The following is a 20281-nucleotide window of genomic DNA, read 5'->3' as shown; positions in this document are numbered from 1 at the left end:
GCCCTTCATAATTGGTTGGTCCTTATCTGGATGAGAAAAGGAGACGATGATTCGTATCAGGTAAAATGTAAGCGGATTCATCGTCTTTTTATCTCAGTTTATCACTCTTTTTAGCGGAAGCGAGGAGGAAAGCAATGGGGAAAGCAAAAATTCGATGGAATGAACCCTTGATTTCTCAACACGAATCGGCTGCTGAAGGATTTACGCCGGAAGATTTCACAGAGGAAGATCAACTGATTTCAAAAACGACAGAATCATTTGTCAAAAATGAAGTCATGCCCCTTCTTGAATCGATCGATCAGCAGGATCACGAAAGCGTGAAAAAATTGTTTCAAAAAGCGGGAGAGCTCGGATTGCTCAGTATCGAAGTTCCTGAGGAATACGGCGGCCTTTCACTCAGCAAGAAGCTTTCCGGGTTAGTAGCAGAGAAAATGGGAGCCGGCGGATCGTTCAGCGTCTCCTTTAATATTCATGCGGGCGTCGGGACATTGCCGTATATTTATTATGGAACAGAAGAACAAAAACGAAAATACCTTCCGAAACTGGCATCGGGCGAATGGATCGGAGCATATGCTCTGACAGAGCCGGGCGCAGGCTCAGATGCTTTAAACGCAAAAACGACGGCCGTCTTGAATGGCGAAGGAACAGCCTGGGTTTTAAACGGGGAAAAACAGTGGATTACGAACGCGCAAGTAGCTGATGTATATGTTGTCTTTGCAAAAACGGCGGAAGGCATGACAGCATTTATCGTCGAACGTTCGTTTAAAGGCGTTTCCATCGGACCTGAAGAGAAGAAGATGGGAATCAAAGGGTCTTCGACGGCAACCTTAATCCTCGAAGAAGTCGAGGTGCCAAACGACAATGTTTTGGGTCATGTCGGGAAAGGTCATCACGTCGCTTTGAACATTTTAAACATGGCCCGCTTAAAGCTCGCGTTTTCGAACATTGGAATGGCAAAGCAAGCATTGAACCTTGCCGTTAGCTACGCCAAACAGCGCAAACAATTTAACAAGCCGATCATCGGTTTTTCAATGATTCAAGAAAAGATTGCCGACATGGCAATTTCGATTTTCGGCGCCGAAAGCGCTGCTTACAGAACGGCAGACTGCCTGGACCATGTTTTAAATTCGGCTGAGCCATTAGACGACAGACTGAGAAAACTCACAAACTATGCATCCGAATGCGCGATCAATAAAGTTCACTGCTCCGAAATACTCGACCGAAATGCAGACGAGGCGGTACAGATTCATGGCGGCTACGGATACATGCAGGAGTACGAAGTCGAACGTTTGTACCGGGACGCGAGGATCAGCCGGATTTTCGAAGGGACAAACGAGATTAACCGTTTGACGATCGCCAAACTGATGATGAAAGAAGTGAAGCAAAACGGCATCTCAGAGCCGGAAGCTCAATTAAGCAGCGGGGAAAACCGAAACCGGCGGTTTATTCAGCTGTCCAACAGGCTTTTCGGCAAAACATTAAAAGCGCTTAAACGCTCCCGCGTGAACATTCAAGAGGAGCAGGAATACGCGCGGATTCTCGCCGACATGCAAAAAGAACTCTATGTGATGGAATCCGCCGCCCTCCGGAACGAAAAGGCAACCAAAAGATACGGAAGCGAAAAAGCACGGTTGAAAGAAATGATGACGAACGTTATTTGTGAAGAAGGCTTCCGCAAAATTGAAGAGATGGCGGTAACCGCCTTATCAGGCATAGAATCTGATGAAGCCGAAAGAAAGCTCGCAATGGAAGAGGCTCACAGCCTTACTTTGCCCCTTTTCAGCAATCTGTTTGCTCAAAAACGCGAAATCGCAGAGAAAATAGCCGCTCATGAAAAATATACGGTGTGATCGGAGGGAAACCGTTTGAAAAAAATCGGGTTTATCGGTTTGGGCAACATGGGTCTGCCCATGTCGAAAAATTTGCTTCAGGAGAACTTTGCGGTGTATGGAACGGATCTTAACAAAGAAGCTGAATTGGCCTTGCATCATGCAGGGGGAACGATCGGGATTTCAGTTGAAAAGATGGTAAAAGAGTGTGACGCCATCCTCACAAGCCTTCCTTCATCAAAAGCTGCAGAGGAGGTTTTTCTGGGAAAAAAGGGGCTCGTCCACCTGGCTGAACCAGGCGTCCTTCTGATTGATACAAGCACGGTCGCTCCTGAACTGAATATCCGGATTGCAGAGGAAGCGAAAAGCAAAGGAATTGATTTTCTTGCGGCGCCGGTCAGCGGCGGTGTAATCGGAGCGGTCAACCGGACGCTTACCTTTATGGTCGGGGGGCCGAAGTCTGTTTTTGATAAAGCATTGCCTATTTTCAACGTATTGGGCGAGAATATTTTTCATGTGAACGAAAACATCGACAGCGGAACGAATACGAAGCTGATCAACAACCTCTTAATCGGTTTTTATACAGCCGGCGTCAGTGAAGCCTTGCATCTTGCCAAAAACAGCAATCTCGATCTCGAAAAATTGTTTGAGATGCTGAACGTCAGCTATGGGCAGAGCCGAATCTATGAGCGCAACTATAAAAGTTTCATAGCGAATGAAAACTATGAACCTGGCTTTTCTTTGAAGCTGCTGCTGAAAGACCTTGGCTTTGCACTGGATTTGGCTGAGAAGAACGAGGTTGAACTGCCGGTAAGCAAGATTCTCTTCGGCATCTATGAAGAAGCCGATCAGAACGGATATGGCGAAAAAGATATGTCTGTTTTATACAAAAAAATTAGCGAACAGAAGACAACTTATCGGTAAGGAGAGGTGAGAACGCACATGATCACAACGAATGCCAAGAAAATTATGAACCATATCGACGGGGAGTGGGTGAATTCCTCAGGTACGAAAGCTGAAGAAGTCGTCAATCCTGCAAACGGAAACGTCATCGCTTATGCGCCCCTATCTGTGAGAGCGGATGTAGATCATGCCGTGCAGGTTGCCAAACACGCTTATCAGACCTGGTCACTTGTGCCTGTCCCCAATCGGGCGAGACTTTTATACAAATATTTGCAGCTTCTTCAAGAGCAAAAAGAACAATTGGCAGACATCATTACGACGGAAAACGGCAAAACGTTAAAAGACGCCCGAGGCGAAGTGCAGCGCGGAATCGAAGTTGTTGAGCTTGCAACAGCCACACCTACTTTAATGATGGGAGAATCCCTGCCCGCGATAGCAGGGGGCATCGACGGATCGATTTGGCGCTATCCTTTGGGGGTCGTCGCCGGTATTACGCCGTTTAACTTTCCAATGATGGTTCCTCTGTGGATGTTTCCGCTCGCCATTGCTTGCGGAAACACGTTCGTCCTGAAACCTTCGGAACGCACTCCTATTCTTGCCGGAAAGCTTGTCGAGCTGTTTTATGAAGCCGGGTTTCCGAAAGGTGTGCTGAACCTCGTTCATGGAGGAAAGGATGTTGTAAACGGAATATTGGAGAACGATGATATTAAAGCCGTCTCCTTCGTCGGTTCAGAACCGGTCGCAAAATATGTGTATCAAACGGGCACAGCCAACGGGAAGCGCGTTCAGGCTCTGGCCGGCGCAAAAAACCATGCGATTGTGATGCCGGATTGTCATCTTGAAAAATCGGTTCAAGGCATCATCGGGGCGGCATTCGGAAGCAGCGGAGAACGCTGTATGGCCTGCTCCGTCGCGGCGGTCGTTGATGACATCGCCGATGACTTCATGGAAATGCTCGTGTCTGAAACACGGAAGCTGAAGACAGGGGATGGCAGATCAGAGGATCACTTTGTCGGCCCGCTGATCCGCGAAGTTCATAAAGAACGCGTTCTTGACTATATCGACAGCGGTATAAAAGAGGGAGCCGCACTCGCCGTGGACGGACGCAATCCGGATGTTCAGGAAGGATATTTTGTGGGAGCCACGATTTTCGATCATGTAACACCGGAGATGAAAATCTGGCAGGACGAAATCTTTGCGCCGGTCTTGAGCGTCGTCCGCGTGCAAGACCTTAATGAGGGGATCGAGCTCGCCAATCAATCCAAGTTTGCCAACGGCGCTGTCATTTACACGTCGAGCGGGAAAAGCGCCCAGCAGTTCCGCGACAAAATCGATGCCGGAATGATCGGCGTCAATGTCAACGTACCAGCTCCGATGGCATTCTTCTCCTTTGCAGGGAACAAGGCCTCTTTCTATGGAGACCTTGGGACAAACGGAAAAGATGGCGTCCAGTTTTACACGCGCAAAAAGGTCGTCACCGAACGCTGGTTCTAATTCTTAACATAAGGCTCCCTCTCATGCGCAACAGATTTTTTCAGAGGGGCCTTTTCTATTTCAACAGGGAGGGATCAATATTGAACTTGAAATATGCCACACTTAAAACAGAACATAGCATCACGACCGTCACGTTGAACAATCCGCCGGCAAATACACTCTCTTCTTCCTGTATCGCCGAATTGCGCTCTCTTTTTCGGGAATTGGCCCGCGACGAGGAGACAAAAGCGATCATCGTCACAGGAAAAGGACGATTTTTTGTGGCGGGAGCGGATATAAAAGAATTTGTTTCAAAACTCGGGAACCAAAAACTAGGGCTGGCACTCGCAAAAGGGGGCCAGGCGCTCTGTGATGAAATCGAAGCTTCCAATAAGCCCGTCATTGCGGCGATAAACGGACCGGCTCTTGGCGGAGGCCTGGAACTCGCAATGAGCTGCCACTTCAGAATCGTATCAGACGATGCAACACTCGGCCTTCCCGAATTAAAGCTCGGCTTGATTCCCGCGTTTGGAGGTACACAGCGGCTTCGCAACATAACGGATACAGCGACAGCACTCGATCTCATCCTGACGGGCCGAACGCTTTCAGCTCAAGAAGCGGTAGAGCTGAAAATTGCGCAGATGGCGGTAAAGGGGGAGGAACTGATGAAGACGGCAGAAGGGGTCGCGTCGTCTTTTATCGAAGGAAAAAGCATGACCAGCGTGAGGCGCGCCGTCGAATGTGTCGTACAGGGCGCCTCTGAAAGCATGGAACAGGCACTGGAGAGAGAGCGAAACAGATTCGCCGAGCTGTTTGTCACTTCAGACGCCAAAGAAGGAATTCACGCATTTGTCGAAAAGCGCAAACCAAACTTTCATCATTCATAAAAGGAGTGGATCCAGATGTCCGATGATGTGCTGTTTTCCGTTAATCAAAACGGCGCCGCAGCGATTGTTTTGAATCGTCCGAAAGCGCTCAACTCCCTCACATACGACATGGTCCGTCTGATTGGTGAAAAGTTAAACGAGTGGGAGACAGATCAAAACGTTTCTGTTGTGGTCATCAAAGGTGCAGGACCAAAAGGACTGTGTGCCGGAGGGGATATTAAGGCACTCTATGAAGCACGTTCGTCAAAACAGGCCCTGCAAGAAGCCGAGTGCTTTTTTGAAACAGAGTACGAAGTCGATATGGTAGTCCATCGATTTCCGAAACCGATCATCGCCTGCTTGGATGGGATCGTCATGGGGGGAGGCGTCGGCCTGACATACGGGGCCAGCCACCGGATTGTCACGGAGAGGACAAAATGGGCGATGCCTGAAATGAATATCGGTTTCTTTCCGGATGTCGGGGCAGCCTATTTTTTAAACAGAGCTCCGGGACACATAGGAAGATATCTTGGATTAACGGCATCTGTCATCCATGCGGCAGACGTGCTGTATATCAATGGGGCAGACGCCTACATGGAGAGCGGCGCTTTAGAACGATTGATCCAAACAGTGGAACAAACAGATTGGCGCCTTGTAAACGTTGAAGAAAAGCTCAATCAGCTGATCGGCGAATCGAAAACGAAGCCCTCCCAAGAAAGCACGCTCGCCCGTGATCAGCAAGCGATTGACCGGCATTTTAAGTATGATAAGCTCGAAGAGATCCTTCAATCGCTCGAAAGCGAAGGAAGCACTTTTAGCTCGAATGTGAAAAAAACGATGCTTTCCAAAGCGCCATTTTCATTGAAAATCACATTGAAACAGCTGGCGGACGGACGTCAAAAAACATTGGAAGAATGCTTTGCAACAGATCTGGTGCTGGCGAAGAACTTTTTGAAGCACGACGATTTCTTCGAAGGCGTCCGGTCCGTCCTGATCGACCGTGATCAATCGCCGAACTACAAGTATCGGCACGTTTCAGATGTAACCGATGAAGCAGTGGACCGGTTTTTCCAACCTTCTGAATCTGTCCGATTTTAAAAGCGGGAGCTGACGATTAACGTCAGCTCTTTTTTTGTAAACCTCCCACGGTTTCTATCTGGGGGCCACCAACAATATGCTAAGGTACCATCGGCTTTAATTCATTGATTAAGAGGGCTGAGTGAACCTAAGCTTGCTATATTCTTCATATCAAAGGTGTATACTCCAAGAAAATTAACATGTTCCCATCCCAATTCCCCTCGTTTCCCAAAAATAAGGCGCTCGCAAGGCCATTCATGGTCTCACCTTTTTTCACTGATACGACGACGTAAGGATTCATTTGATATGTAATCCAAAATTAGAATTGTATTTTTCAATTCCTCCACGTGATTCTCATAATCCACACTAATCTCAACGATAAATGTTTCCTGTTCAATGATATGGTTTTATAAATTCGTTGATTATTGATGCTGTACATTCATTAGGATCATTGGAGAGTACCTCAGCTTTTTAAAAAACTGAGGTCATTTGTTTCAATATAATTACACCTGTAGTTGAACATCAAAACAAAAACTACAATTTTGATATCTTGCTTTTACATTCGCAAACGCGTACGAGGGTCATCATAGGAGATATACTATGGATGGAGGTTAATAACAATTGAGACGCCCAAAACAATGCTGAATAAGGGAACTGGCGTATAAAGGTTTCGAATAATATGAATTAATAGGGGGTTATTATGAAAAATAAAATACATTTTAATTTTTACAAGCTTTGGCTAGGACAGTCTGTAAGTTTGTTAGGTACCCAGTTTACAATAGTAGCTTTGCCTCTTTTTGCATTAGAGGTGCTACAAACAAGTGAGGCAAATGCTGCCATGCTTCGTGGGATTATATTCATACCCTACCTAATTTTCGGATTAGTAGCTGGTGCTTTGATAGACATCCTTCACAGAAAAAATATTTTGCTAATTTGTAGTATATGTCAAGGCGTTTTATTTTTAGCAGTATTCATACTGACTGTAACAAATATAATAACGTTCCCTTTATTGGTGTTTCTCATGTTTTTGAATGGAGTATTTACTACGTTTTACAACATTGCAATTCCCTCTTTCTTGCCTGAAATATTAACAGATAAAGACAACTTAAAAAAAGGAAATGCACTACTAGCTCTTTCAGAGTCTCTCTCTATAGTAATTGGTCCTATGCTAGCAGGAATCGTTATTACTCTAGTTGGATTAACAGGCTCTTTCACTGTTGACGCAGTAACGTATTTTGTTTGTTTTGTGTTTGTATTATTTATTTCAAAGTTTAAACCGCATACAGAGGGCTCTTTAAAAAACGCAAATATAAAATCCGTATACAAAGACATATATGAAGGTTTGATATATTTTAAAAAACACCCTGTATTAGAACCAATTGTAAGCTGTGGCGCTGTTTACGGTTTTTTTAAATACATACTAAATAGTATTTTAGTAATATTCCTTTATAAGGTAATGGGTCTATCTGAACTTGAAATAGGCTTTGTTGTAGGTTCAGCAGCGGTGGGATTTTTAATAGGCAATACATTACTCATGAAAAAAAGTCAACAAATTAATAATACAAAAATGCTTATTTATAGCGCTACTGTATCAGTTATCGGTCTGGCCTTTATACCGATAATGGGATATTTGGGAACCGTTTACGGTATAGTAGCTGCAAGTATCATACATGGCATGGGAGAAGGTGTATTTGGCCCTTACTCTGCAACCATACGACAACTTGCTTCACCAAGTCACATGCTAGGCAGAGTAAATGCTGTACAGCGTACGCTTAATTGGGGAGCTTGGGCATTAGGAAGTTTTGCTAGTGCATTTTTAGTTTCTATATTCGGGCTTCAAACTACGTTATTTATAGGGGGCTTCGGAACAACATTGTGTTTAATGATGTTGTTAAGGCGAGGCGTATCAAAAGGAACCGAAATTGAATATACGAGTTCATTATAGAGGAGATGATTATGATGTATAAGATATCAAAAGGAATCGACATAGAAAATACACCACACATTTTATTTATAGGGGGATGGACAAAACCTATACAAGATGCTTTAGATAGGGGGTATACTGTTTCGTATATAGGGTCTTACACTAAACACATATACTTTGATGGAACTATTTTAGAAAAGTGTTTCTATAAAAAAGAAATAGACACAACAAATATACCCTTGTCTGTATACTATGCTGAAGAATTGTACAAAGAGAAACCATTTGAGGTGGTAGTATCTTTCAACGAAGCAGCCTTAGATACGGCTTGCATAATTGCAAAGATTTTTAATGTTAAAGGACCTTCTTACAATGCTAATATGATAACCCGCAATAAGGACATGATGCGTGAAATTCTAGCAGGCAAAGACTTTTCGATAGATTCGACAGTTTGCAATAACATAAAAGACATTGATGAATTTTTGAACAAAAAAGGCAGCATTATAATAAAGCCTCCGATTGGTGCAGGTGGTATAGGAGTGTCTAAGCTAGACACGGGAGATAACGTAGAGGTATTTATTAAAGATAATGGTATTCAACTACCTGTTTTAGTGGAAGAGTACGTTGAAGGTGACGTAGTTTATACGGTCGAAACCGTTTCTTATAACAAAAAACACTCTATACTAGCTATATCAGCTGAAATATTTAAAGAAGATACGTTTATAATAAACTATACTATTATGCCGGCACCTATAGATGAATCCCAAAAAAAAATTAATTATGGAGAAAGTAATGCTATTTTTGGAGGACATACAACTGGAAGACGGCATTACTCATACAGAGGTAAAGTTAGACAAACAAAAAAAGCCAATAATCATAGAGTCTCAAGTTAGGATAGGTGGCGGAAACATATGGAAAATGGTGGAACTAACAACCGGCATATCTCAATTTGGATACTATTATGATGCGTTAGCTACCAAGACTATAGATGAATTTAGATGTGCACCTTCAAAATGTCAAGCTATGTCTTTAAGCTTGATTCCAAAACCAGGTTGCATAAAAGAAATCAAATACAATGAGCTAGCTAACATTTCCGAGGTCGTATTAATTGATCTATTTGTAAAAGAGGGTGACACCATATCACCTATTGTTGACAGTACAGGGCGCAAAGGAAGTATATTATTTACAGCTAAGGATATAGAACATATGTATGAAGTTGCTTATGAAATATGTGACAATATAACATTTGTTTATCAGGACTTGTCAGAATGGAAACCTTCATTTAAAAAGAAATGTGGCACATGACTTGTCTATGTCAAGGTGCCTCAAAAAAGAACTCTTCAAATTCGAAGGGTTCTTTAAATTTTTATTCGCTGTTTAGTTATGCACGGTATTCAGCTACGATGGTATTATCTCAAACAGTACAGCGTTACACTGGCGATGATGCAAGTATAATCGGTAGAATAGGAAGCAGCAAGATATCATCCTAAAAAGGAAGGAACAATGAAAAAAATCATGATGTTTTTATTCATTTTTATCATCGTATTTTGCGCGGCTGTTTTGTTATTCATCAATTTACACCCCGTGTTTGGGGGAAATCCAAGCACAGAACAAAAAAAGCTGTATCAAAACTTTGACAATTATGCAGATGGCAAATTTGTCAATCAGACTCCGGAAAAGATGGATATGGGTGGAATCTCCGGCGTTTTCTCGATGATGAGAGACGCTGTTTCCGGCGGCAAGGAACGCAACCCTTCCGGTCAAATCCCTGTTTCTAAGATCGATTGGAGCACAGTTAAAGATAACGAAGACAGCTTAACATGGTTTGGACATTCCGCTTTTTTACTGAGCATCGACCGCAAAAAAATACTCGTAGATCCTATGCTGGGTTCAATCGCTTCACCCGTATCATTTATCGGAAGCAGACGCTACAGCGAAGACATCCTGCATATGGTCGATGATATGCCGCCGATTGACGCCGTCTTGATCACACATGATCATTATGATCACTTAGATTATCCATCCATCTTAAAGCTGAAGGAAAAGGCCGGTCATTTCTTCGTTCCCCACGGAGTCAGCGCACACTTGATACGGTGGGGAGTTGAGAAAGAAAAAATCACAGAGCTCAATTGGTGGGATGAAACGGAGTTTCAAGGTTTGACGATATCCTTGACACCGTCCAAACACTTTTCGGGTAGAGGATTGTTGAATCGAAACACGACCCTGTGGGGCGGCTGGGTTATCCTCGGAAAGCATACGCGTTTTTATACGAGCGGTGACGGGGGATATGATGAACATTTTAAGGAAATCGGCAAAAAATACGGCCCTTTTGATATCACCTTAATGGAGGGCGGTCAATATGACAGACGCTGGTCCGGGATTCATATGACACCCGAACAATCTGTACAGGCCCACAAAGATGTAAAAGGAAAGAACATGATGTTGATTCACTGGGGCGCGTTCACCCTCGCCTATCATGGCTGGAAAGAGCCGATTGAACGTGCTTTGAAAGAAGCTGAGAAAAAAGGCGCCAACATGGTTGCTCCCGCGATTGGTGAAACAATCCTGTTAAACGGCCAATACTCGCTTCCCGAGTCCTTTTGGTGGGATATGTAAACAGGCCGTTTATCCGTATACAAGTCACACCCTTTGCAACTCTAAAAAAAGCCGTTTCCAGCGCAGGCTGGAGACGGCTTTTATCAGGAAATTTCACAAAAACCCTTGCGTTAAAGTGGACTTTAACGATTATTCTGTAGATGCAGCTTATTCGCAGCCTTAATCGAAAAAAGCAAGGAGAGTTATGATGAATGGGGAGGCGGAATCTTTCCAATGGTTCCGGGACATGAAATCGCCGGCATTGTCAAAGCAGTAGGACCAGACGTTAAAAAATTTGCTGTCGGTGACCGCGTCGGGGTCGGCTGCTTCGTCGACTCCTGTGGCGAATGTGAATACTGTCGGAGCGGAGAGGAGCAATTTTGTACGAAAGGCGTGATCCAAACGTATAACTGTTTAGACTACGATGGTCATCCGACATACGGCGGTTACAGCCAGTACATCGTGGTCAAAGAAGATTTCGTTGTCCGCATTCCGGACAGTCTGAACTTGGATGCTGCCAGCCCGCTCTTATGCGCGGGCATTACCACGTACTCTCCTTTGAAGCATTGGAACGCAGGTCCCGGCAAGAAAATTGCCGTTGTTGGAATGGGGGGACTCGGCCATGTCGCCATCCAATTCGCGCATGCCATGGGGGCAGAAGTAACGGTCCTGAGCCGCTCTTTGAATAAACAAGAAGAAGCCTTGCGTTTTGGCGCAGACCATTATGTTGCAACTAGTGATCCTACTGTATTTATTGAACTGGCCGGGCCGTTTTGACCTCATTTTAAACACGGTGTCCGCCAATCTGGACGTTGATGCTATTTATCGCTTCTTCGCGTAGATGGAACACTTGTTAACGTCGGCGCGCCGGCAGAACCGGATCAATACAGTGTGTTTTCCTTAATTATGGGCCGCCGCAGCATTCCAGGTTCGCTAGTCGGCGGCATTCGCGAGACACAAGAGATGCTTGATTTCGCTGCTGAACACGGCATCGCTCCGCAAGATGAAGCGTATGAGCGCGTACTTCGCAGCGATGTGCGTTATCGATTCGTGATTGATATCTCCACTTTGTAAATCATATGTAATACAGAGAGGCCAGTCATTTTATTTGACTGGCCTTTTTTCGCCTGATCCGGCAATTTAAGCGGAGCGGATGGACATACAGCTTCATTCTATATGGCATTTCACAACCTCCCAAATGTAAGATTTCTTTTCAAATTACCATTTTACATGATGTAACAGAATTGTAAATTATCTTCATAGGGAAGAGCTATCTTCATGCATACATGTTGGCAAGGCCGTAATTAATCAACTTATCCGAGATACTGTTTTAATATATCCAACCCTAATTTCAGCTCATCTAATGAATTTGTAGAAGAAAGCGCAATGCGCAAATATTTTTCGCGCGTCGTCTGCCCGCTGAGAAAACGGTCGGAATGAAAAACCCGAATCCCACGCTTCCTCAAATCCGTCTCCAATTGTGATGAGTCAGCATGCTCTTCAATCGGAAGCCATCGGTATAAACTAAGAGGATGTTCACCAGGCTCAGTTACAGGAAAATATGCCGCATAAAGATCATTGGCCGACTGTGCAAGCTTTTTCTTTTGAGCAACGATTTCATGAGCCTTACCTGATAAAATCAGCTCAGTAATGACCTCCGCATCTAAAGATGACGTTTTGACATTGATGTTAAAAATGCCCTGCAATATCTTTTCCCGTAAAGCATCCCCATACACCATATAGGCAACTCTTAACCCGGAGCATATCGACTTTGAGGTGCTGCAAATGTATATGCTCTGATCTGGAAGCAAACTAAACATTGGCTGCTGATAATCTGATACAATCCCTGCCGTCAGAAACGCATGAATATCATCCTCGATCAACAGCAAATCATGCTTGCGGATGGCCTCCACTAATTCATGCTTTCGAACATCTGATATCATCACGGTTGTCGGATTACAGCATGAGGGCATCAGAAATATGCCGTGAATTTTCGTCTGGCAGCACTGCTTTTCAAGTTCATCCGGCAGCATTCCATACTGGTCACCGGAAACAGGTACCAATTGAATATGGAGCATTTTGGCCAGCTCAATAAAGTTCGAATACGTGTATAGGTCAGTTGCAATGCGGTCACCAGGGTCAAACAGCGAGGTCAATGCAATGGCCAACGCATTTTGAGCACCGGAAACAATCGCAATATGTTCTTGGTCTGCGTGAATACCGAAAGATTCCATCCAGTTTAGCCCTGCCGTTTTTTGATGCGGAATACCAGTCGGGTCATTGTAGTCCATTAGCTTCTCCAAATAGCTTTTATCTGCAGCTTTTTGAACAACCTCCGCTACCATTCCGTTGGTTTGCTCAAAAGAGGCTACAAATCCGAGATCAATGCAGTTTGTCACCTTATCTGCGGAAATGGTGATAGAGCGGGCAGCATTAGGAGCGACGAAGGTACCGCTTCCGGTGACAGCATAAATCAGCCCCTTGAACTCACATAGTTTGTAGGCGCGTGTAATCGTGGTAAAGTTTAAATCAAGAAAATCTGCCAGTTCCCGTTGCGGAGGCAGCTTTGTCCCAGGCGCCAAAAAACCGTTTACGATATCCTCTTCAAGCAATGTCGCAATCGAATAATAATAAGGACGCTTCAATGCTTTCTTATCAGGTTTCCAAGACATTGGATAGTTGTCAAACGAATTGACTGGCATTTTGCTCCTCCTACATTTAAATTCCATACAATAATATCATCAATAGTTTGGAATTCAAATGCAGAACGGGAAGTTTTAAAGAGGGGACAATTAAAGGAGGCCCGATCTGTAAAAGTCCCTGAAAATGGGGCTTTTTTTAAACTAAATAATTGTAATCCATACAATTATCTTGTTTATTGTATGGATTTCGTATGTTAAATTTGTATGGAATAAAGCTGGTAACAGAGGATGTGAACCATGTGACAAAAAGAGATCATATATGGAGTGCATGTCGAGCGGCTTTTCCATATACCGTACCTATTCTTGCAGGCTTTGTTTTTTTGGGGATCGCCTATGGAATTTATATGAATTCCTTAGGGTTCAATGCAATTTACCCTATCATAATGAGCTTCGCTATTTTTGCAGGATCAATGGAGTTTGTTGCGGCCAATTTACTTCTTGCCGCCTTTAATCCGACGAATGCCCTATTTCTAACCCTCATGGTGAACGCACGCCATTTGTTTTATGGCATTTCTATGTTGGATAAGTATAGGGGAACAGGCAGAAAAAAGTTTTATCTGATTTATGGACTGTGCGACGAATCTTTTTCTATCAATTGTACCGTAAATGTTCCAAAGGATATAGACAAGGGCTGGTTTATGTTCTTCGTGACGCTGTTCAATCATTTCTATTGGGTGATAGGAGCGGCGATCGGCGGCGTTTTCGGATCTTTTGTCCGGTTCAACACAGAAGGGCTCGATTTTGTGATGACTGCTCTTTTTGTGGTAATTTTCATAGAACAATGGATGAAAGAGAAAAAGCACCACAGCGCGCTTGCAGGACTCGGACTTTCTGCAGTCAGTCTGATCATCTTTGGCGGAAATCACTTCATTATCCCAGCTATGCTGGCCATTCTCGGGGTACTTACTGTCCTTAGAAAACCATTAGAGAAAGCTGAGGTTACTGTATGACGATGAGTTTTACACAGCAAATGATCACGATTGCCATGATCGTGTTAGGCACAATGCTGACAAGGTTTCTTCCTTTTATGATTTTTCCATCGGACAAACCTACGCCGACATATGTTCAATACCTTGGAAAAGTGCTTCCTTCAGCGGTAATCGGACTTTTGATCGTTTATTGTTTTAAGGATGTGAGCCTGCTTTCCGGCAGCCGCGGAATCCCCGAACTGATCGGGGCAGCGGCAGTTGCGCTGCTTCATTTTTGGAAGAAAAATATGCTCCTTTCTATTGCCGGAGGAACGATTATCTATATGATACTGGTGCAATGGGTTTTTAATTGAACAACCTCATGACCAAAGGAGGAGACGATGATGAAGAGAAAAATCGATGAAGTGAACATTCACGAAAAACACTATGACCAAATCCATAGGCAAGTAAAGAACGATCCGTATGCCCGATCGCTGGGAATTGAGTTAACAAAGTTTCGGGCAGGTCTTGCAGAGGCCGTTCTTGAAGTACAAAGCCATATGGTAAATGCTTACGGGACAGTTCACGGAGCCGTCATTTATGCCTTAGCCGATCACGCTTTTTCAGCGGCATGTAATGCATACGGAAAAACATCTTTAGGACTCACCACAACAATCCAGTTTATTGAATCAGCTAAACCAGGAGACAAGATAACTGCCCGTGCGAAAGAGGAAAAACGAAACTTCCGCACAGGCTTCTACCGAATCGACATCTTGCATGGAGAAAATCTGATAGCTACAATGGATGCCGTATCTTATCGTAAAAATCACTACTTTATTGAACTTGATGAACATGTTTAAGATTTCAAGTTACTTGATCTTGTATTTCAGCAAGAAAGAGCGTCCGGTTCTATCATTACAAACTAAACCTTTGACAATACAAGCAACAGCTACTATAGTAGGATAGTACTTTTATTTAATATTTACTGATAATTCAGGACATTCATTTATGAAATTTTTATCGTGCTACACTGCTGACTACTACAAACACACTAATAGCTTAACCCGAATCGGAGGACTCATGATGGCAAAAAAAATTCCTTTTTCATTTATCCTAATCATAGGACTAATGTTGTTTGCATTATTTTTCGGTGCAGGAAATCTCATTTTCCCGCCTATGCTTGGTCAGATGGCCGGAGAGAATGTATGGACAGCCAATGCAGGATTCTTAGTGACCGGAGTCGGATTGCCATTACTCGCCATTACCGCATTCGTTTTTTCAGGAAAAAATGATTTGCAGTCTCTGGCCAGTCGTGTGCATCCATTGTTCGGAATTGTATTTACGACGGTTCTCTATTTAGCAATCGGCCCTTTTTTCGCGATTCCCAGATCCGGTAATGTATCGTTTGAAATAGGGGTTAAACCTTTTTTATCTCATGATGCAAGCCCTGTCGCCTTAATCATATTTACCGTATTATTTTTCACGGTGGCCTGCTTGCTGTCTCTGAATCCAACTAAAATTATTGATGTTATCGGAAAATTTTTAACTCCTATTAAATTAACATTTATCGGATTACTCGTCGTTACGGCAATTATTCATCCAATCGGAAGCTTTCAAGCTCCGTCTGCAGGATATGCATCACACGTGTTTTTTAAAGGGTTCAAAGAAGGTTACTTTACACTTGATGCCCTTGTCGCTTTTGTATTTGGAATCATCATTGTGAACGCCATGAAAGAGAAGGGAGCGGTCTCCAAAAAACAGCTCATGATCGTTTGTGCAAAATCGACGGCGATTGCAGCAGCGCTCCTGGCTCTGATCTATTCAGCGCTTTCATACATGGGGGCTTCCAGCGTTGAAAAACTGGGTCTATTAGAAAATGGAGCCGAGGTTTTAGCGAAGGTTTCATCCTATTATTTCGGACCATATGGTTCCGTTTTTTTGGGCTTAATGATCACAGTGGCATGTCTGACAACAAGTGTGGGACTCATCACAGCATGCTCTTCGTTTTTCCACGGCTTGTTTCCAAACATCTCCTACAAAAAAATTGCTGTCATCTTATCAATGTTCAGCACCCTTGTAGCAAATATAGGATTAACACAGCTGATTAACGTTTCAATGCCGGTTTTAACAACTTTGTATCCCATTGCGATTTCTTTAATATTCTTAACATTTTTACATCCCTTATTTAAAGGGAAGAGGGAAGTGTATCAAGGCAGTCTGATAATGACCTTTATCATCAGCCTGTTTGACGGCCTGAATGCTGCCGGACTCAAAATTGCAGCTATTAATCAAGTTTTCAATCAGTTTCTCCCGATGTATGACATCGGATTAGGATGGGTGCTTCCGGCGATTCTAGGAGGAATAGGCGGCTATATTATTCATAGGCTGCGGAAGTGCTGAATAAACTCATAAACATGGAGGCAACCCTGTGATCAAAGGGTTGCCTTTTTCTTTCAAATGTTTGCGATGGTTTTCCATAAATGGATATTCTATAATGGTGTTAGTTTATCCATTTTGAAAAGAAAAGAGAGCTGAGTATGAGAAAATGGTATTTTATTTTATCAGCGTGTATTTTAGTTTCTGTTATCATCGCTTTTGCTTACGATAAGACCGGAGCAAAAGAAGCAGAACCGGCTAACAGCTTGTATGTTTCCCCCGATGGAAATGATCAAAATGAAGGAACGAAAGAAAAGCCGTTTCGAACTCTGGGACATGCAGCAAAAAAAGCTGTCCCTGGCACAACTGTTATGATTCGGGAAGGCACGTATCATGAAACGCTTGATGTGAAGGAGAGCGGGTCAGCTGAAAAGCCTATCACATTTCAAAACTATGAGAATGAAAAAGTCGTCATCAGCGGAAAATCTATTCAGGACGCTGAATATGAAACACCGCTCATTCAGATTCACAATCAACAGTACATCACAATCAGCGGCCTTACGATTCAAGACCTTTCCGTTTCATCGGAAGAAGCAACCGCCATGGGAATTTATGTTTCAGGCTCCAGCAGTCATATTACCATTAAAAACAATCACGTCCGGGATATAAAAACAACAGCGGATGACGGCAATGCCCACGGGATTGCCGTCTATGGCTCCGGCAGCATGAAAGACATTAAGATCGAGGACAATACGGTTGAAAAGCTGACACTCGGAGCGAGTGAAGCGGTTGTGCTGAACGGAAACATTGACGGTTTCACGGTGAGAGGCAATATGGTTCGCGACAACAACAACATTGGAATTGATCTGATCGGTTATGAAGGAACGGCCGCTCAAAACGATTTTGTGCGCAACGGTATCGTAGAAAACAACACGGTTTACAATAACTCCACTTACGGAAATCCCGCCTATGGGGATGATTACTCTGCGGGCGGAATTTATGTTGACGGAGGACAAAGCATTGACATTAAGAAAAACACGGTCTACGGCAACGATATCGGGATAGAAGCAACGTCTGAACATAAAGGGAAATATGCTGATGATATTCAAATAACCGACAACAAAGTGTATGAGAATGCGTACACGGGCATTTCTATCGGCGGATACGACCAAAAGCGGGGAGGCACCAGCCATTCTGTTATTGCGCACAATATTGTTTACCGCAATGATACAAAGGGGCTGGACGGCGGACAACTTTTGCTCCAGTATGACACAAAAAGCAACAAAATTGAAAAGAACATCATCACAGCAAGCGATTCGCGAATATTTATCGCAAACGACTTTACGAAAAATGAAGGAAATAAAGTGAATCATAACGTGTACCACAAGGAAGCCGGCAAAGACGGTCTGTGGATTTGGAAACAGAATGAATACAACTCGTTTTCGTCGTATCAAAATGCAACAAATCAAGATCAAGACTCGATTTATGCCGATCCGATGTATCGCGACGAGACGTCTTATGACTTTACATTAGATCCGGCTTCACCGGCTTGGCCGGTCGTTAAATAATTTCATAGGAAAACAGGCTTAATTTATGAAGCGTATGGAAGTTTAATGCCTGCACGCACCACAAAAGCTACTCTTTGAGAGTAGCTTTTTTATTTATTGGAAGATACCCTTTGCGACTCAACTTCTATCTGTCAACAGTCAGTTTAATCAAGTTTTATTTTTTAAATTCTGCTTATTAATAGCTTAAATTTTATAAAATTATATTTACAAACTGACTGTGGTCAGTTAAAGTGAATGCTTAAGAAGAAAAATAAAATCAGTGAGTGAGAGGTAGCCAAATGGAATTGAATGTAGAAAAAATAAATACTGCAAAAATATGGTCATTGTCATTTGTTTTTGTGACGCTTGCAAATGCTTTCTTGTTTATGGTATTTGAAATGTTATTGCCGACATTGCCTTTGTTTGTGACGGCTATTGGAGGAGGGGCAAAACAAGTCGGCTATGTCACGGGTATTTTTATGATCTCTGCAATTGCTGTTCGTCCTTTTGCAGGGGCATTGGCTTTACGGTTCAATAAAAAATATTTGCTCATTTTAGGACTTGTGATCAGCGCTTTCTCAACAGGCGCCTATTACCTGGCGTCTGATGTCACCGCTTTATTACTGATTCGCTTAATACATGGCGCCGGGTTTGGATTAGCGACGACCTATTTTGCAACAATCGCAGCTGAAATTATTCCTAAAGAGCGCAGGGGTGAAGGCATTGGATATTTTGGAGTAGGTGAGACAATTGCTGTTTCCGTTGGACCGATGATCGGTATCGCGACTCTGGAGCTTTATAATTTTCAAAGACTTTTTTTAGGCGGGATGTCCGTTCTTTTGCTGGCGGCGCTAATGGCTGTTTTCGTGCGCAGACAGCCGGAAACAAAGGATACTGGCGGAAAGGGCACTGCAAAGTTAAAAGTATTAGAAAAACGTGTGCTGCTTCCGTCAATTCTTATTTTATTCGTTGGTATTGCTGCATCTGGAATTATGTCTTTCTTTTCGCTCTATGCGATTGAAAAGGGGTTTCAAAGTGTCGGGATGTTTTTCTTTTTGATTGCAGGAGCCAGTTTTTTTATACGGCTTATTTCCGGCAGGGTATTTGACCGATGCGGAGCTGCCGCCATCCTTATTCCCGCCTCGCTGTTTTCCATAGCAGGGCTGTCAATATTATATTTCGCACAAACAAATACAATGTTTTTTACAGCGGCTATATGCTATGGGTTTGGTTTCGGCTCAATATTTCCCGCCGTCCAAACATGGTGTATCAATCTTGTGGAAGAGCATGAACATGAGGATGCAATGGGAACGTTCTTTAATTTTTTCGATATGGGGATTGGCGGAGGGTCCTTATTATTAGGTTTGGTGGCGACGGTTTATTCCTATCGGGAGATCTATATTACCGCCATTTTCATGTACCTTCTGTTTCTTTTATTATATATTTTATATATCTGCATGAAGAGAAAAACAGCCTGAAAAATAGGGGAGGACGGTATATTGACCAGAGAGAATATAAAGCGTACAGCGGTTCGCCAATTTAATGAATTGGGATATGAGGGAGTCAAAATGTCGCATATTGCAAAAGAATTGGGAATCAGAAAACAATCTCTCGCTTATCATTTTTCGTCAAAAAAAGAGCTGCTGATAGAAATATACCCTGAGATTGTGGAAGAGGAAATTTCATTTATCAACGAATTCTTCGATTCAAGAAAACATATACCTGCAAAGAGTCAAATATATGACTTTTTAAAAGAAACCCAAGTCCGTTTTCATGCATTGCCAAATGTAGCTTTTTTGCAGGCAATGTCCTTTAAGGCGCCTGCTGAAGTAAGCGATTTTATTTCAGCCCAATACCTTTTATATCTGCATACTTTAAAAGAACAGGTAGCGAATGTTTTTAAGGAATCGGATGTGAACTGTCCGCCGGAGAAATGTGCGATAGGCTTTATTACGCTTTATGACGGGCTTAACATTCAACTGGTATACGAAAACAAACAATCATTTGAACGGTCTTTAGAGATATCATTTGATATTTTTTGGCGCGGACTGTTGTAGGTGCATCTGATTTAATTTAGAGCTGGA

The 20281-nt window shown here is 43.1% G+C and carries 15 protein-coding genes and 3 pseudogenes; 16 read left to right on the top strand and 2 right to left on the bottom strand.

Annotated elements, in window-relative coordinates:
• Positions 1-134 precede the first annotated feature (134 nt).
• The 5 genes from ACH97_RS18690 to ACH97_RS18670 all read left to right on the top strand — a co-directional run bounded on the left by ACH97_RS18690 (position 135) and on the right by ACH97_RS18670 (position 6169).
• The gene (locus ACH97_RS18690) at positions 135-1850 is read left to right on the top strand and encodes an acyl-CoA dehydrogenase family protein (RefSeq protein WP_023857542.1); all 1716 of its coding nucleotides are present in this window, start codon (positions 135-137) and stop codon (positions 1848-1850) included.
• Positions 1851-1865: 15 nt separating this feature from the next.
• On the top strand, positions 1866-2753 hold the full coding sequence (locus ACH97_RS18685; RefSeq protein WP_023857543.1) for an NAD(P)-dependent oxidoreductase: 888 nt from the start codon (positions 1866-1868) through the stop codon (positions 2751-2753).
• A gap of 18 nt (positions 2754-2771) precedes the next feature.
• The gene (locus ACH97_RS18680; protein WP_048350223.1) at positions 2772-4226 is read left to right on the top strand and encodes a CoA-acylating methylmalonate-semialdehyde dehydrogenase; all 1455 of its coding nucleotides are present in this window, start codon (positions 2772-2774) and stop codon (positions 4224-4226) included.
• An 80-nt stretch (positions 4227-4306) separates the two neighbouring features.
• Positions 4307-5092 carry an enoyl-CoA hydratase-related protein gene (locus tag ACH97_RS18675; RefSeq protein WP_023857545.1) on the top strand — a complete coding sequence of 262 codons (786 nt, stop codon included), beginning with the start codon at positions 4307-4309 and terminating at the stop codon, positions 5090-5092.
• Positions 5093-5107: 15 nt separating this feature from the next.
• Positions 5108-6169: an enoyl-CoA hydratase/isomerase family protein gene (locus ACH97_RS18670; RefSeq protein ID WP_023857546.1), complete on the top strand. Its 1062-nt coding sequence runs from the start codon at positions 5108-5110 to the stop codon at positions 6167-6169.
• A gap of 101 nt (positions 6170-6270) precedes the next feature.
• Here the strand turns inward: ACH97_RS18670 and ACH97_RS24535 are convergent.
• A pseudogene (locus ACH97_RS24535) lies at positions 6271-6486 on the bottom strand (Tn3 family transposase); the annotation flags it as partial.
• Positions 6487-6848: 362 nt separating this feature from the next.
• On the opposite strand from ACH97_RS24535, the gene ACH97_RS18665 reads away from it, so the two are divergent.
• From ACH97_RS18665 to ACH97_RS18650, 4 genes and pseudogenes are all read left to right on the top strand, one after another.
• Positions 6849-8093 carry an MFS transporter gene (locus ACH97_RS18665; RefSeq protein WP_023857547.1) on the top strand — a complete coding sequence of 415 codons (1245 nt, stop codon included), beginning with the start codon at positions 6849-6851 and terminating at the stop codon, positions 8091-8093.
• A gap of 14 nt (positions 8094-8107) precedes the next feature.
• A pseudogene (locus ACH97_RS18660) lies at positions 8108-9374 on the top strand (ATP-grasp domain-containing protein).
• A gap of 210 nt (positions 9375-9584) precedes the next feature.
• Positions 9585-10685: an MBL fold metallo-hydrolase gene (locus ACH97_RS18655; protein WP_031305195.1), complete on the top strand. Its 1101-nt coding sequence runs from the start codon at positions 9585-9587 to the stop codon at positions 10683-10685.
• A gap of 213 nt (positions 10686-10898) precedes the next feature.
• Positions 10899-11738: pseudogene (locus ACH97_RS18650) on the top strand (NAD(P)-dependent alcohol dehydrogenase).
• Positions 11739-11977: 239 nt separating this feature from the next.
• On the opposite strand, the gene ACH97_RS18645 reads toward ACH97_RS18650, so the two are convergent.
• Positions 11978-13366, bottom strand: coding sequence for an aminotransferase-like domain-containing protein (locus tag ACH97_RS18645; protein ID WP_023857552.1), 1389 nt, complete (start codon positions 13364-13366; stop codon positions 11978-11980).
• Between the two features lie 191 nt (positions 13367-13557).
• On the opposite strand from ACH97_RS18645, the gene azlC reads away from it, so the two are divergent.
• From azlC to ACH97_RS18610, 7 genes are all read left to right on the top strand, one after another.
• Positions 13558-14316 carry an azaleucine resistance protein AzlC gene (gene azlC / locus ACH97_RS18640; protein ID WP_043054325.1) on the top strand — a complete coding sequence of 253 codons (759 nt, stop codon included), beginning with the start codon at positions 13558-13560 and terminating at the stop codon, positions 14314-14316.
• Positions 14313-14648 carry a branched-chain amino acid transporter permease gene (locus tag ACH97_RS18635; RefSeq protein WP_023857554.1) on the top strand — a complete coding sequence of 112 codons (336 nt, stop codon included), beginning with the start codon at positions 14313-14315 and terminating at the stop codon, positions 14646-14648. The genes azlC and ACH97_RS18635 overlap by 4 nt, the downstream gene beginning before the upstream one ends.
• A 27-nt stretch (positions 14649-14675) precedes the next feature.
• The gene (locus ACH97_RS18630; protein ID WP_230459171.1) at positions 14676-15134 is read left to right on the top strand and encodes a PaaI family thioesterase; all 459 of its coding nucleotides are present in this window, start codon (positions 14676-14678) and stop codon (positions 15132-15134) included.
• A gap of 223 nt (positions 15135-15357) precedes the next feature.
• The gene (brnQ, locus tag ACH97_RS18625) at positions 15358-16674 is read left to right on the top strand and encodes a branched-chain amino acid transport system II carrier protein (protein WP_023857556.1); all 1317 of its coding nucleotides are present in this window, start codon (positions 15358-15360) and stop codon (positions 16672-16674) included.
• Positions 16675-16811: 137 nt separating this feature from the next.
• On the top strand, positions 16812-18218 hold the full coding sequence (locus ACH97_RS18620; RefSeq protein ID WP_023857557.1) for a right-handed parallel beta-helix repeat-containing protein: 1407 nt from the start codon (positions 16812-16814) through the stop codon (positions 18216-18218).
• Positions 18219-18496: 278 nt separating this feature from the next.
• The gene (locus ACH97_RS18615) at positions 18497-19675 is read left to right on the top strand and encodes an MFS transporter (protein WP_023857558.1); all 1179 of its coding nucleotides are present in this window, start codon (positions 18497-18499) and stop codon (positions 19673-19675) included.
• A 21-nt stretch (positions 19676-19696) separates the two neighbouring features.
• On the top strand, positions 19697-20254 hold the full coding sequence (locus ACH97_RS18610) for a TetR/AcrR family transcriptional regulator (protein ID WP_023857559.1): 558 nt from the start codon (positions 19697-19699) through the stop codon (positions 20252-20254).
• The last annotated feature ends 27 nt before the right edge of the window (positions 20255-20281 follow it).

The organism is Bacillus paralicheniformis, from assembly GCF_001042485.2.
Classification (GTDB): domain Bacteria; phylum Bacillota; class Bacilli; order Bacillales; family Bacillaceae; genus Bacillus; species Bacillus paralicheniformis.
Note: the sequence above shows the minus strand (reverse complement) of the source record. Positions and strands in the feature narration are given on the sequence as shown.